This is a genomic window from Bradyrhizobium sp. JYMT SZCCT0180, from assembly GCF_018130165.1.
Lineage (GTDB): Bacteria > Pseudomonadota > Alphaproteobacteria > Rhizobiales > Xanthobacteraceae > Bradyrhizobium.
Genome location: NZ_JAFCLZ010000028.1, coordinates 25425 through 39333, shown reverse-complemented (window position 1 = coordinate 39333; position 13909 = coordinate 25425). Strand labels below are relative to the sequence as shown.

Below are 13909 nucleotides of genomic sequence, written 5' to 3'. Positions count from 1 at the left end.
GGCCTAGAGCCTTTTCTGTTCCGATGGAATCGGAACGGGCTCTGGATTCCTGATTTGACGCGTCTTCTTGACGCGAACCGGTTTCCACTTTGCTGGAAAACGCTCTAATGCGCGTACAGGCCTTCGACGATCGGTAATCGCGCGGCCCGCAGGGCCGGAAACAGTCCGCCGATCAGGCCCACGATCAGCGCCAGCCCAACCCCCTCGGCGATCAGCCAGGGACTGAGCTTGAAGTCGAACACCACCTGGGTGAAGTTCCCGCCAAGGGTGGACGCCGTGACGCCATCGAAAATCAGATAAGTGGCGGCGGCGCCGAGCAAGCCGCCTATGACGGCGAGCACCAGCGATTCGGCGAGCGTCCCGACGAACGCAGGAAAACCGCCGAAGCCGATGGCGCGCAGCGTTGCTATTTCCGTCGCGCGGCTGGCAACCGACGAATACATCGTGTTGAGCGCGCCGGCGACCGCGCCCAGCGCCATCGCGATCGCCAGCGGCCAGCCAAGTTTCTGAATCAAATCGGAGGTCTGCGAGGCCTGTTCCGCGAAGTAAGCTGCTTCGGATTTGACATCGAGCTTCAGCCGCGGATCGTTGTCGCTATAGCTTTTGAGCTCATTGAGGGCGGCCGGCCCGGCGAGGCGCGCGCGCACGATCTGTACGATATTGTTGCGATTGAACAGGCTCTGCACCACGTTGAGATCGGCCCAAATCTCGGATTCGAACACGCTGCCGCCGGCCTCGAACACGCCGACCACGGTCCAGCGCGTGGCGCCGAAGGCCACGGTGCTGCCGAGGTCGAATCCCTCGAATTCCCGCAGCAGGGCCTTGCCGACCACCACCTCGTTGCTGCCCCGATTGAACATGCGGCCTGCGGTGATGGTGATGCCGTTGCGCAGCGCGGCGCCCTGTTCCCCGATCCCGCGCAGCGGCAAATTGGCCTTGGTCCCGGTCGAGCGTTTGATGCCGTCGACCACCAGATAGAGTTCCGGCGAGATCAGGGGCTTGCCGTCGCTGCCACGCGCGATGCCAGGACCGTCCTCGATCAGTCGTACCTGGTCGCGGCTCACGGTACTGTTGATTTCGGCCTGCGAGCCGGCCCGCAGCACGATCGCGATGTCATCAGCACCGGATCCCGCGATGGTGCGCTGGAATCCGTTGGCCATCGCCAGGAATGCGAGCAGGACGATCACCACCAGCGCGATCGCGATCACCGTCGAGAGCGAGAGCCAGCGCCGCTGTGCTATGCTCCTGAGGTTGATGGCGGTGACGGCGGCCACCTGAAGCCAGAGCGAACGCATGTCTATCCCCGTCCAAGCGCGGTTGCAATTTTGAGCCGCATGGCGTTGAGCGCCGGAATGATCCCCGTGATCAGCCCCAGCGCGATCATCAACGCCAGGCCTTGCATGATGATGGTCGGCGACACGGCAAAAGCGGGCGCGATGTTGGAGAGGCTTGTGCGCAGGGCCATGGCGATCAGCGCTGCAATCGCCAGCCCGGGAATTCCGCCGAGCAGCGCCAGCAGTACGGATTCGCCGAGCACCATCCCAAGGATCCGCGGCCCGGAAAAGCCGAGCGTCTTCAGCACACCGATCTCGCGGGTGCGCTCCCGGATCGACAGCGCCATGGTATTGCCGACGATCATCAGGATGGTGACGAAGGCGGCGCCGACAACCAGCAATACAATCAGCGCGATGTTGCCGAACTGGGCCGCGAACGCCTTGCCGAACGCCTTTTCGGTGTCGGTCGAGGTCTCGGCGGTGGAATTGGCGAACATCGCGTCGATCGTCTTGGCGACGCGCGGGTTGCTTTCGGGAGAGGTGGTCTGAAGGATCATCCAGCCGATAGTGTCCTTGCCGAACGAGCGGGTCTCGTCGAAATAGGCGTACTGAAACAGCAGGAAGTTGGTGTCGACGTGCTCGGCCTTGCCCTTGACGATGCCGGCAATGGTGAGATCCCAGGTATGCCCGCCGCTCTTCTGGCTGAATATATTGCTCGCAACCGGGATGCGATCGCCGATCTTCCAGCCCCACTTCTGCGCCAGGCTTTCGCCGACCACCGCGCTGCCGCGATCTCGCATGAAGGCTTGAAGCTGTTCGGGCGGAACTTCGAATTCGCTGCGGTAGACGTCGAAATAGGTGCTCGGCTCGATCGCCAGCGACATCAGGAAATTCTTCGGGTCCTGATAGTAGCCGCCGAACCAGTTGGCGAAGGTCACCTGCCGCACGCCTTCCACCGCTCGCACCCGATTATAGTAGGCGATCGGCAGCGGCTGGGTGAAGTTTATCTTGTTGACGGTGATCATGCGGTCCGCGGCGGCGGCATCTTCGCCGGCGGTGAAGGCGCGGTAGAATCCAGCGAGCACGCCGAAGATCATGAAGGCGATCAGGATCGACACGATCATCAGCGCGGCGCGCAGTTTGCGGCGGAACAGATTTTTCCGGACCAGGTCGAAGTCGTTCACGCGGCGAGCTCCCGTTCGACGAAGCGGCCCTTGTCGAGATGCAGGACGCGCTTGGCATAGTTTGCCGCCGCCGGATCATGCGTTACCATCACGATGGTCTTGCCCAGTTCGCCATTGAGCAATTGCAGGATTGAAAGGATCTCGTCGGCGGATTGCCGGTCGAGGTCGCCGGTCGGTTCGTCGCAAAGCAACAGGTTTGGGTCCGAGACAATGGCGCGCGCAATCGCCACGCGCTGCTGCTGGCCGCCCGACATTTCGCGCGGACGGTGCTTGACGCGGTCGGCTAGGCCAACCACGGAAAGTGCGGTGTGAACGCGCGCGGCGCGATCCTTGCGGTTCAACCTGGTGAGCAACAGCGGCAGCTCCACGTTCTGCGCCGCGGTCAGCATCGGCATCAGATTGTAGAACTGGAAGATGAAGCCGACATTGGCCGCCCGCCAGGCGGCAAGTTCACCTTCGGAGAGACCGTCGATGCGCTGGTCCGCAACCGAAATTTCGCCGGCGTCGACGCGATCGATACCCCCAAGCAGATTGAGCAGCGTCGTCTTGCCCGAACCGGACGGTCCCATGACGGCGATGAAGTCACCGCGCGGAATCGCAAGGTCGAGATGATCGAAGATCGAGATTGTTTCCTTGCCCTTGGTGAAACGCTTGGCTACGCCGGTAAGGCGAACCATCGGATGCTCGGCTGTCACGCTTTTCTCCTCTCAAGGTTTCCGGCCGGAAGCTAGTTCGCGGCGGTGGTCTTGGTGGCGTCCTTTACATCGGCCAGGAAATTCACTTTCACCGCCATGTCGGGCAGGATGCGCGGATCCTTCTTGTCGAAGCGGATTCGCACCTTCACCGTGGCCTTCTCGCGGTTCGCCGTCGGCACGATGGCAATCACCGAGGCGGGAATCGTCCAGTCCGGATACGCATCCAGCATCGCGTTCACGGCGCCTCCGGCGACGACCCGGCCGATGAAGGCCTCATTGACGTCGACTTCGATCTCGATCGAATCCATGTCGACGATGGTGCAGATGCCGGTGCGCGTGTAGCCGCCCACCGACATCGGCGAAATCATCTCGCCGGGCTGTGCGCTGCGGTCGATGACGACACCGGCGAACGGCGCCCTGATCTGATGCTTGTCGAGCATCGAGGCGCTGCGCCTGGCGTCGATCTTGGCGGTCTCGAATTGCGACTGCGCCTGGCGCATTTGCGCGTTGAGCACGCCGACCCGGGCCTGCGCCTTGGTCAGATCGGCTTCGGTCGCAAAATTCTTCTGCGAGAGTGTTTGCACGCGCGTCATGATCCGGGTCGCGTCCTCCAGATCGGCGGCGATCGCGGCGATCGCCGCATTGGCCGTCTCGGCGCGCGAGCGGGCCAGCTCATAGTCCCTTTCAGCAAGCACGCTGTCGAGCCGCGCGACGACCTGCCCCTCGGTCACCGTCATGCCTTCGTCGATGAACACTTCGACCACCTTGCCGGTGATCTCGGCGGCAACGGTTGCCTTGCGGCGCGCCACCACATAGCCGGAGGCCGCCAGGCTGCCGGTCGCCTTGCTATTCGTTGGCGGCTGCTGTGGCGCCTGCGGTTGTGCGGCGGGCTGCTGCGCGGTGTGCGATGCGGTCTCTTTGGTCGGGCTCTGCCTGCGGAACTCGAATGCGGCAAAGGCGGCCAATCCGACGACGCAGATGATAATCACCGCCGAGATCGGCAACCAACGGCTGCCCGATCGCTCCGCCTTGCCGGCGCTGCGATCGATCGTAAGCGATCTCAGCAGTTTGCTCTTGTCTTCGGTCATTATTCATTTCCATCCACCTGCTCGCTGCCGTTCCTGCTCGGGCGGCATCGTTCTCGCGCCAGTGGTCTCGCTCACAGCCGGTCTACGCGTCGCGTCATCGTTGGGGCGAGCCCTGCGCTTTCGGCGAGGCGGCAACCCCGGCTCGGTTGTAAATCCCCGTTCAGCTCGCGCGAGCGCCAGGCGGCGCCCGTTTTTTCGACGAAGCGAATAGCCAGAATTTAAAGCTTAATGGCAGCGGAAGCAATTGCTGGAAGACCAAGAGTTGCATGTGGCCAGATGCTGCCATTTTTGGTAAGCGGCGATTCATCCAATGGCGATCGCCACTTTGCCGAAATGCGCGCCGCTCTCCATAAGGGCGAACGCAATGGTCTTGTCGATTACCGGTTCCAGCGATTGGCCGAGATGGCATCCGCCATGCCTTGATGTCCTCGACCGATCAGCCGTCGGGTCTTCTTTGGCGCGGTCTGGGCGTTTGGCGTGCCTGTGATGATTGGTTCCACGGTCTTCGCCAGCAACCCGCGCCAGCGCCCGTTCGCGAATGTCATCCGAATAGGATCGCATGATCGATGCTGGCCCCCCGTCTCCAGCATGGAGTTTGAATCAGAAAATCGCCCAACTTGGAATCCCGATTCCGGGAAAACGACGACGTGCTTTAGACCACTTCAAGGTCCAGCGCCGGCATGTTCAGGATCGAGATCAGCCCGCGGTGATAGCGGATGATGCCGCGCTGCTGCATGCGTGCGAGCTGGACGGTGACCCATTGCCGGGTTGAGCCGATCAGATTGGCGAGGTCGCCATGCGTAAACGGCACCGCGATGGTGGTTTCGCGGCCGCTCCGGATGCCGTGTATCCGCGACAGGAAGATCAGCAGGCGATGCAGCCGCTCGGTGACCGAGCGCGTCCCCAGCATCTGCGCCATCGCCGAATAGCACCGCGCCTTGAACGCAAGCGCATCCAGCAGCGCCACCGCCAGTGCGGCGGACTCCAGCGCGACTTTCTTCAGCGCCGGTCCCGGCAGAAATGTCAGTTCGCTCGCCTCGACCGCCATCGATGTCCACATATGCGGTCCGGTGCCGAACAAATCCGGGCCGCCGACGAAGTTGCCCGGAAACCAGTAGGCCAGCGTCACCTCGCGCCCTGACGGCGCGACGTAGTAGCTGCGAATGCGGCCGGATCGGATCAAATAGATTCCGGTCTGACCATCGCCCTGCTGCCAGACGAACTGGCCGGTTTCGAGAGGCTTGTCGCGGCCTATACCGCGCAGGCGCCGCTGATCCGCCTCGCACAGTTCGTCCAGCAGGCCCGGCAGCGGGCGGACGAGGCTGTCCGATTCCGCCAGCATGATTCCGGCCGCGGCTCTCGCATGTGCTGCTGTCATGGTCGCCTCCTTGAATTGAGCTAATCAATTCAAGACTCGTGCCAACAAGGCCGCAATTTGGCGCCGTTAGCCGGCACTCGACTGATCGAAGGCGCGACGGCCTTCGGACCGGATCAGGTCGAGACAATCCTTCTTCAGCGCGAGGTAGGCGGGATCGAGCATGATGGCGTTGGAACGCGGCCGCGGCAGATCGACGCCGAGATCGCGCAGGATACGCCCGGGCCCCGCGCTCATGATCAGGACCCGGTCCGCCAGCAGAATGGCCTCGTCGATGTCGTGGGTGACGAACACGACCGTGGCATCGATGCGCTCGCGCAATTCGAGCAGGCTGTCCTGCATCACGCTGCGGGTCTGGGCGTCGAGCGCCCCGAACGGCTCGTCCATCAAAAGCACGCGCGGCTGGTTGGCAAGCGCGCGCGCAATCGCAACGCGCTGCTGCATGCCGCCGGAGAGCGTGTGCGGATAGGCGTCAGCGAAACGATTGAGCCCGATCATCTCGATCAACCCATCGGCAATCGCCCGGGCCTCGCTCCGCGACTTGCCCAGCATGCGCGGACCATGGGCGATGTTCTTGCGGACGGATTTCCAGGGAAACAGGTGCGGCTGCTGGAACACCATGCCGACGTCGGGGCGCGGACGCTGCATCGGCCTGCCGTCCACGGTCACCGCGCCGCTGTACGGCGTCTCCAGGCCTGCGATGGTGTTGAGCACCGTCGACTTGCCGCATCCGGATGGTCCCACGATGCAGACGAACTCGCCGTGAGCCACGCTGAACGTCACCCGATCGACGGCAATCACCTGCCCCTGCGGCGTGTCGAACACGATGCTGAGATCGGCGACGCTGATGATGGTGCGGGCCGCAGCGCGCTCTCCTTCAAGGGACGGCTGCGGATGTGCAAGCGCCAGCGCCGGCTCGGACCGATGTACCATCTGCTTCATCGCCACCACACCGTACGTTCCGCGACCGCCGCAAACAGGCGGTCGGCGACAAAGGACATCAATCCGAGCGCTGCCAATCCGCCCATCACCTGGCCGGTCTGCAGATTCTGCTGCGCGATCTCGATCCGGTAGACGATGCCGGCAAAGGCCCCCGCCAGTTCGGCCGCCACCAGCGTGTAGAACGAAATGCTGATCGCGGTTCGAAGCCCGACCACGATGTAGGGCAAGGCGCCGAGCAGCACGATCTCCTGCAGCATCTGGCGCCGCGGCGTCCCGAGCATCTGCGCCGCCCGGATCAGGCCGCGGTCGACCTTCTGCACGCCGATATGCGTGGACAGCCACACCGTGAAGAAGACGCCCCAGACCACCAGGAACAGCTTGCCGGTTTCAGACAGGCCGAACCAGAGGATCACGATCGGAACGAACGCGATCGGCGGTATCGGCCGCAGGATATGAAACAGCGGCGACAGCAGGCTTGATACCAGCGCAAACTGCCCGGTGAGAACGCCGAGCGCTATGCCCAGCGCCGCCCCCACCACGAACCCGGTCACGACGCGATAGAGGCTCGCCCCGAGATCGAGGAAGAACTGCCCGCTTCGCACCCACTCGACCAAGGCGACCGCGACGACCGACGGCGGCGGAAACAGCACGGCGTTGACGATTCCCGACCGCGCGATCACTTCCCACGCCACGACAAAGAGCGGGATCGAGAGCGCGCCGACCAGGATATTGATCCGCTTCATCTGCTATTTGGCCGAGACGGTCACGCGGCCCGCGTCGATGCCGCGTAGCGGCTCGAGCGCAAGCACCTTGGCGAAGTCAGGCATCGTCGCGCCCGGCGGGTGGTTGCCGCTCTCCAGCCGCCACGCCGCATGCAGCTTGAGAATGCCGAGCAGCTGGTCGTCGATACGGACGCGGTAGACGTAGTCCTGCCAGATGGCAGCGAGTTCGTCGCGCTTCATGCCGACGATATCGGCGATGGTCGTGATCGCCTCGTCCGGGTTCGCCTTCAGCCAGGCCTCGGCGTCCAGCAAGGCCCGCAAGAATTTCTGCACGACCGCACCGTTGGCGTCGAGATAGGGCCGCGTCACCACGATGTTGAAGGTCTCGGAGTACAGACCCTTGGTGTCCAGCAGCACCGCGTTCTCGCCGAGGGCCTTCCTGGCGTTGGCGATATGCGGCTCCCAGGTATCGAACGCGTCGATGCTGCCGGCCGCCATCGCCGGCAGCATTTCCTGCGGCCGCAGGTTGACCAGCGTCACGTCGCCCGGCGTCAGGCCCGCGGCCTTCAGCAGCGTCGCGGTGTAGACCTCGCTGCCGGTGCCCGCGGTGAAGCCGATCTTCTTGCCGCGCAGATCGGCCTTGGTCCTGATCCCGGCCTTTGCCGCCGTCATGGTCTTGAGATCGGAGTATTCCATGCCGGCGACGAACGCGATCGGCTGGTTGGCCATCGCCGCGGCGGTCACCGGCGCTTCGGCCGTGGTCGCAAAATCGGCGCCGCCGCCGAGCACGGTATCCAGGCATTGCTTGCCCGAGGTGAAGTTGGCGACGGTAATGTCGAGCCCCTGCTTTTCGAACATTCCCTTCGCCTTGGCGACGATGACGAGGCCCGATATCGGACCGAGATTCTGCGCCAGCCGCGCTTTCACAAGATCCTGTGCCGCCGCCATCGTGGGCGCGACGATCGACCAGCAGAGCACGGCACATGCCGCAAACGCGGCGGCGGGGATGGATGTGGTGCGCGGCATGAGTGATCTCCATGGGCCGCCAGGGGTTCTGACGGCATGCTTGGTGACAATGATGGTGCCGGCCCCTGACCGGTCCCACCCGCAAACCCCGCGCCCTCCCTTTGGACCTCCCGGTCAGCCTGTTGGGACCGTTGAGGTGATCCCGCTGTTTTCCGAGATGCAGATCGTCGGCCATGGCCCCCGTCCAAGGAAGCAATTAATCGACATTGGACGCGGGCAGGCGCGACGTGACGCAGGGGTGCTTGCGCACCCCTGCCACGAGGTCGGGTCATCGCTTGATTGGATTTGGCTTGATTGGGTTGCGGTCAGGCGGCCGGTCGAAACGCCGTCCGCCAACACAGCCGGCCCAGGAAAGGCGGCGGGAAAGGCGGCGAAAAGCGCCGCCGCTTCCAAGCTTCTTACTGCACGAGCAGCGGCACGAAGCGCAGTTCGCCTTCGCCGTTGGCAACCATCAGCAGGACCGACTTGCGCCCGTCCTTCTTGATCTGATCGACCCGCTTCTTGACGTCGGCGGTGTTCGTCACCGCCTCCTGCGCCACCTCGACGATGACGTCGCCGGCGGACAGCCGCTTCTCGGCGGCATCGGATGCATTGTCGACGCCGGTGATGACCACGCCCTTGACGCTGTCCTTGATCTTGTACTTGCCACGCAAATCCTTGCTCAGCGCGGCCAGATCGAGACCGAGCACCTTCTGCGTCACCGGCTTCTCGGCGGCCGGCTCGTCCTTCTTGGCGGCGGCCTGCTGCACCTTCTCGTTATCCTCGAGCCGGCCGAGCGTCACCTTCTTGGTTTCCTCCGCGCCCTTGCGGATGACGACGACTTCGACTTCCTTGCCGACCGCGGTGTCGGCGACCACGCGCGACAGGTCCTTCGGATCCTTGACGTCCTTGCCGTCGAACTTGACCACGACGTCGCCTGGCTCGATCCCGGCGGGCTTGGCCGGTCCCTTGTCGTCGATGCCGGCGACCAGCGCGCCGCGCGCCGGCTTGATGTTGAGGCTTTCGGCGATCTCGTCGGTGACCTGCTGGATGCGGACGCCGAGCCAGCCGCGGCGCAGTTCGCCGAACTCCCGGAGCTGATTGACCACGCCGATCACGGTCTTCGAAGGCACCGCGAAGCCGAGACCGATCGAACCGCCGGTCGGCGAGATGATCAGCGTGTTGACGCCGACCACTTCACCCTCGAGGTTGAACAGCGGACCGCCGGAATTGCCGCGGTTGATGGAGGCGTCGGTCTGGATGTAGCTGTCGTAGGGCCCCTGGCTGATGTCGCGGTTGCGCGCCGAGACGATGCCGGCCGTCACCGAGCCGCCGAGGCTGAAGGGATTGCCGATCGCGATCACCCATTCGCCGAGACGCAGCTTGTCGGACTCGCCGAACTTGACCGCGACCAGCGGCTTCACCGGCTTGAATTTCAACACCGCGATATCGGTCTTCTTGTCGACGCCGACCAGTTCGGCCCTGATCTTGGTGCCGTCGTTCATGATGATGTTGATCTCGTCGGCATCGGCGATGACATGATTATTGGTGACGACGACGCCAGCGGTATCGATGATGAAACCGGAGCCGAGCGAATTGGTCTTGCGCGGCTGCATCTCGCTTCGCTCGCCGCCCTTGGGAGCGCCGCCGCGCCGGTTCTTGAAGAAGTCGTCGAAGAATTCCTCGAACGGCGAACCCGGCGGCAATTGCGGCGTGGCCTGCCGCTCGCCGCCACCACCCTTGGCCTCGACGTTCTGCGAGGTCGAGATATTGACGACGGCGTCGATCACCTTTTCGGCGATGTCGGCAATGCCATCCGGGCCCCGCGCAAAAGCCGGCGCTGAAGCCAGAGCGCCGGCGGCGCCGAGTGAAATCGCAGCCCCCATCATGCGCAGGCGACGGCTCAAAGCGGGTCTGGCTCCGGTCATGTCAGCTTCTCTCCAGCGGGTCGATTTGGGGTCCACAGTGCGCCCGAACGGGTCTGAGGCGCAAGCATTTGAACCGGGCATTTCGGCGAAAAACCGGCCATCGGCGCCTCACGATTTCGTTGATTCCGCAGGCGATTTGCCAAGATCGGCACGGCCGGCGCGCTAGCGGCGAACCAGCCAGATCAGGAGCAGGCCCACGACCGCCGATCCGATGCCCACCACGCGCAGAATGTTGTCCGGCGTCGTCATCGCGCTCTTCATCGCCCGGCGCATCCAGGCCGGGCTTGCCGCGAACATCAGGCCTTCCAGCACAAACAGGATTCCCAGGCCGATGAGGAAGTCGGCAAACGCTATGGACCTCATCGGATGGCAACCTCCCGCTGAACGCAGTTCTTGCTTTTGTCGCAGGCGAAGCGGGGTCCGCTTCGCCTGATATGGTGTGGCCGGCCGAGAGCTATTGCTTCGGCGCGGCTGGCGCGGCGGCGGCCGGCGGGTGGCCGGCCGAATTGGCGAAGAAGCGGAAGAACTCCGAATCCGGCCGCAGCAGGAAGCGGGTGTCGTTGCTGCGAAGCCCGGTCTCATAGGCCGACATCGAGCGATAGAACGCGAAGAAGTCGGGATCCTTGCCATAGGCCTCGGCGAACAGCCGGTTGCGCTCGGCGTCGCCGGCACCACGCGTCTGTTCGGCCGTCGAATTGGCTTCCGCGATGATGACGGTCGCCTCACGATCGGCCTTCGACCTGATTTCCTGCGCCTTCTGTCCGCCCTGGGCGCGGAACTCGGCGGCTTCACGCGCACGTTCGGTCTGCATGCGCTGGTAGACCGCCTGGCTGTTTTGCTCGGGAAGATCGGCGCGGCGGATTCGCACGTCGACCACCTGGATGCCGTAACCGTCGGCTTCCTTGTCGAGCTGTTCGCGAATACGCAGCATCAAGGCTTCGCGCTCGTCGCGCACCACCGTGATGAAGGTGACCTCGCCCAGCACGCGGCGCAGCGCCGCGTTCAACAACGTCGTGAGCTGGACGTTGGCGGCCTGGATCGAGCCGATGCTCTGGTAGAAGCGCAGCGCGTTCTTGATGCGGTAGCGGGCGAAGGCGTCGACCACCAGCCGCTTCTGGTCCGAAGCGATCACTTCCTGCGACGGATTTTCCAGATCGAGGATGCGCTTGTCGATCGAGATGACGGTGTCGATGAACGGCGCCTTGAAGTTCAGGCCCGGTTCAGTGACGACGCGGATGGGTTCACCGAGCCGCACCACCAGCACTTGCTGGGTCTGGTCAACGGTGAAGACGGAGCTGTAGCCGAGGATGACGACGATAAACAGCGTGATCAGGAGGACAATGCCTGTGACGGGAGACCTCATCGGTTGCCTCCCTGCTGCTGCTGCTGACCGGTGGCGGGCGGCGCCGGCGTTCGCCGCGGCGACAACTCGTTGAGCGGCAGATACGGCACCATGTTCTGCGCATTCGGACCGCCGTCATAGACGAGCTTCTCGGCGTTGGCGAGGATACGCTCCATCGTCTCAAGATAAATTCGCTGCCGCGTCACGTCTTTCGCCTTGTTGTATTCGTCATAGACTTTGAGAAAGCGCGCGCTCTGGCCCTTGGCCTCGGCGACCGCCTGTTCCTTGTAACCTTCGGCGACCTGCAGGATCTGCGCGGCACGGCCGCGCGCGTCCGGAATGACCCGGTTGGCGTAGGTCTGCGCTTCGTTCTGCAGACGCTCAAGGTCGGCGCGGGCGGCCTGCACGTCGCGGAACGCGTCGATCACCTGCGCGGGCGGATCGACCTTCTGCATCTGCACCTGTGTGATCTGAACCCCCGAACCATAGCTGTCGAGCGTCTTCTGCATCAGCTCCTGCACGCCCGCCTCGTTGAGGGTGCGGGCGCCGGTCAGGATCGGCTGGATGTTGGAGCGGCCGATCACTTCGCGCATCGCGCTTTCGGCAACCGCCTTCACGGTGCCTTCGGGGTTCTGGATGTTGAAGAGGAAATTGCCGACGCCGTCGGGCTTGATCCGCCACAGCACCGTGAAATCGACGTCGACGATGTTCTCGTCGCCGGTCAGCATCAGGCTTTCTTCCGGCACGTCGCGCATGGTGCGGCCGCGTCCGCTCGGATCGCTGATCAGCGTCATGCCGATCGAGATGGTGGAAACGCGCAGCGCCTTCGGCAGCAGCACGGTCTCGATCGGATACGGCAGATGGTAGTTCAGGCCGGGCTGCACCGTCTTGATGTGCTTGCCGAAGCGCAGGATCACACCGAGTTCTTCCGACTGAACGCGGAAGAAGCCCGACAGGAACCAGATCGCCAGCGCGCCGATCAGAACCAGCGCGATGCCCATGCCGCTGAAATGGCCGCCCGGCAGGAGGTTCTGCAGCTTGTCCTGGCCGCGACGCAGAAGGTCCTCAAGATCGGGCGGGCGCGGCCCAACCGATTGAGGTCCGTTGCCCCACGGTCCCTTCGGACCCGAGCCCCACGGGCCCCCGCCTTGATTCTTCCACGGCATATAAAAGTCTCCTCCGCGGGCCCGGGTCCGCCTGATTGGGCAAAATGCCCGGCCTCGCACATCCGACCGGCTTTATAGGGGACCGCCCGGGCCCTTACAACGCAAGCTTATGGTCTGAAGCAGCTATGATTGGGGCCATAATTGTCAATGCAAACATTGGCTAGCGAGGTTAATGCGACAATTGACACGGGCCGCGCCGACGATATGTCACATAGGAGAAGTCGGTGCTGTCGTCGGGACCGGCCGGATTCCGCACGCGCGCGACCTCTTCCCAATCGGAAGCCGCAATTGCGGCGAAATGCGTATCGCCGTCGGGCCGGGCATGCACCTCGGTGATTTCGAGGCGATCGGCACTCGCCATCCATTGCGCATAGATTTCAGAGCCGCCGATGATCGCAATCTCAGTGGCGAAACGTCGCAGCGCGTCGCCGATGGCAATCGCCCGGGCGTCGGCAACAGACGTGGTGACCACGGCGCCGGCCGCACGCCAGGCGGCGTCGCGCGTAACCACGATATTGGTCCGTCCGGGAAGCGGTCCGCGAGGAAACGACTCGAAGGTCTTGCGGCCCATCACGATCGGCTTTCCCATTGTCAGCGCCTTTAACCGCTGCATGTCGGATTTCAGCCGCCACGGGATGGCTCCGCCAGCGCCGATCACGCCGTTCTCGGCAACCGCGACAATGAGCACAATCTCCATCAGCGCGCTCCCTGCGCCAGCGCCGTCAGCGCCGGACCGCTCACCCGGCATACCGTCCACTCGTCCATCATGACTGCACCCAGCGATTTGTAGAATTCGATCGACGGCGTGTTCCAGTCCAGTACCGACCATTGCAAGCGCGACCAGCCGTTGGCCACACATTGCTTCGCAAGCTGCGACAGCAGCGCCTTGCCGATGCCTTTGCCGCGCTGCGCCGGACGGACGAACAGATCCTCAAGATAGATACCGGACCGGCCGCTGAACGTTGAGAAATTGACGAACCAGACCGCGAAGCCGACCGGCTCCCCTTCCCACTCCGCAATCTCGCAAAACAGCCGCGGATCGCTGCCGAACAACGCGGCGTCGATGTCAGATTCGGTGGCCTCGACCTCGTGGAGCAGCTTTTCGTACTCGGCGAGTTCGCGAACCAGGGACAAGACAAGCCCGGCTTCATCGGGGCGCGCGCGGCGGATAGCAAGGGCCATTCAATC

The 13909-nt window shown here is 63.8% G+C and carries 15 protein-coding genes; 1 reads left to right on the top strand and 14 read right to left on the bottom strand.

Annotated elements, in window-relative coordinates; genetic code table 11:
* Positions 1–104: 104 nt before the first annotated feature.
* The 4 genes from JQ641_RS32320 to JQ641_RS32305 are packed head-to-tail and all read right to left on the bottom strand — an operon-like array spanning position 105 to position 4241.
* On the bottom strand, positions 105–1295 hold the full coding sequence (locus JQ641_RS32320; RefSeq protein WP_212000188.1) for an ABC transporter permease: 1191 nt from the start codon (positions 1293–1295) through the stop codon (positions 105–107).
* 2 nt (positions 1296–1297) lie between these two features.
* The gene (locus JQ641_RS32315) at positions 1298–2458 is read right to left on the bottom strand and encodes an ABC transporter permease (RefSeq protein WP_212000186.1); all 1161 of its coding nucleotides are present in this window, start codon (positions 2456–2458) and stop codon (positions 1298–1300) included.
* The gene (locus tag JQ641_RS32310; protein WP_212000288.1) at positions 2455–3135 is read right to left on the bottom strand and encodes an ABC transporter ATP-binding protein; all 681 of its coding nucleotides are present in this window, start codon (positions 3133–3135) and stop codon (positions 2455–2457) included. The genes JQ641_RS32315 and JQ641_RS32310 overlap by 4 nt, the downstream gene beginning before the upstream one ends.
* Before the next feature lie 50 nt (positions 3136–3185).
* Entirely contained in the window at positions 3186–4241 is a 1056-nt protein-coding gene (locus tag JQ641_RS32305; RefSeq protein WP_212000184.1) for an efflux RND transporter periplasmic adaptor subunit, read from the bottom strand.
* A 228-nt stretch (positions 4242–4469) separates the two neighbouring features.
* Here JQ641_RS32305 and JQ641_RS32300 point away from each other — a divergent pair, with 228 nt between their 5' ends.
* Positions 4470–4664, top strand: coding sequence for a hypothetical protein (locus JQ641_RS32300; RefSeq protein WP_212000182.1), 195 nt, complete (start codon positions 4470–4472; stop codon positions 4662–4664).
* Positions 4665–4893: 229 nt separating this feature from the next.
* Here JQ641_RS32300 and JQ641_RS32295 read toward each other — a convergent pair whose 3' ends face one another.
* The 10 genes from JQ641_RS32295 to JQ641_RS32250 all read right to left on the bottom strand — a co-directional run bounded on the left by JQ641_RS32295 (position 4894) and on the right by JQ641_RS32250 (position 13903).
* A complete protein-coding gene (locus JQ641_RS32295) occupies positions 4894–5619 on the bottom strand; it encodes a Crp/Fnr family transcriptional regulator (RefSeq protein ID WP_212000180.1) in 726 nt (241 codons plus the stop codon).
* A 66-nt stretch (positions 5620–5685) separates the two neighbouring features.
* Positions 5686–6558 carry an ABC transporter ATP-binding protein gene (locus JQ641_RS32290; protein WP_249150933.1) on the bottom strand — a complete coding sequence of 291 codons (873 nt, stop codon included), beginning with the start codon at positions 6556–6558 and terminating at the stop codon, positions 5686–5688.
* Positions 6555–7301, bottom strand: coding sequence for an ABC transporter permease (locus JQ641_RS32285; RefSeq protein WP_212000178.1), 747 nt, complete (start codon positions 7299–7301; stop codon positions 6555–6557). Before JQ641_RS32285 ends, JQ641_RS32290 begins: the two co-directional genes overlap by 4 nt.
* A gap of 3 nt (positions 7302–7304) precedes the next feature.
* Positions 7305–8306, bottom strand: coding sequence for an NrtA/SsuA/CpmA family ABC transporter substrate-binding protein (locus JQ641_RS32280; RefSeq protein WP_212000176.1), 1002 nt, complete (start codon positions 8304–8306; stop codon positions 7305–7307).
* A 398-nt stretch (positions 8307–8704) separates the two neighbouring features.
* Entirely contained in the window at positions 8705–10213 is a 1509-nt protein-coding gene (locus JQ641_RS32275) for a Do family serine endopeptidase (protein ID WP_192737987.1), read from the bottom strand.
* 162 nt (positions 10214–10375) lie between these two features.
* Complete coding sequence (locus JQ641_RS32270; RefSeq protein ID WP_212000174.1) at positions 10376–10576, bottom strand: DUF2065 domain-containing protein; 201 nt, start codon at positions 10574–10576, stop codon at positions 10376–10378.
* 91 nt (positions 10577–10667) lie between these two features.
* The gene (gene hflC / locus JQ641_RS32265) at positions 10668–11576 is read right to left on the bottom strand and encodes a protease modulator HflC (protein ID WP_212000172.1); all 909 of its coding nucleotides are present in this window, start codon (positions 11574–11576) and stop codon (positions 10668–10670) included.
* Positions 11573–12721 (bottom strand): FtsH protease activity modulator HflK, encoded by a 1149-nt coding sequence (gene hflK, locus JQ641_RS32260; protein WP_212000168.1) that lies wholly within the window; start codon positions 12719–12721, stop codon positions 11573–11575. Before hflK ends, hflC begins: the two co-directional genes overlap by 4 nt.
* A 169-nt stretch (positions 12722–12890) precedes the next feature.
* A complete protein-coding gene (locus tag JQ641_RS32255) occupies positions 12891–13418 on the bottom strand; it encodes a dihydrofolate reductase (protein ID WP_212000166.1) in 528 nt (175 codons plus the stop codon).
* Positions 13418–13903, bottom strand: a complete 486-nt coding sequence (locus JQ641_RS32250; protein WP_212000165.1) for a GNAT family N-acetyltransferase — start codon at positions 13901–13903, stop codon at positions 13418–13420. Before JQ641_RS32250 ends, JQ641_RS32255 begins: the two co-directional genes overlap by 1 nt.
* Positions 13904–13909 lie beyond the last annotated feature (6 nt).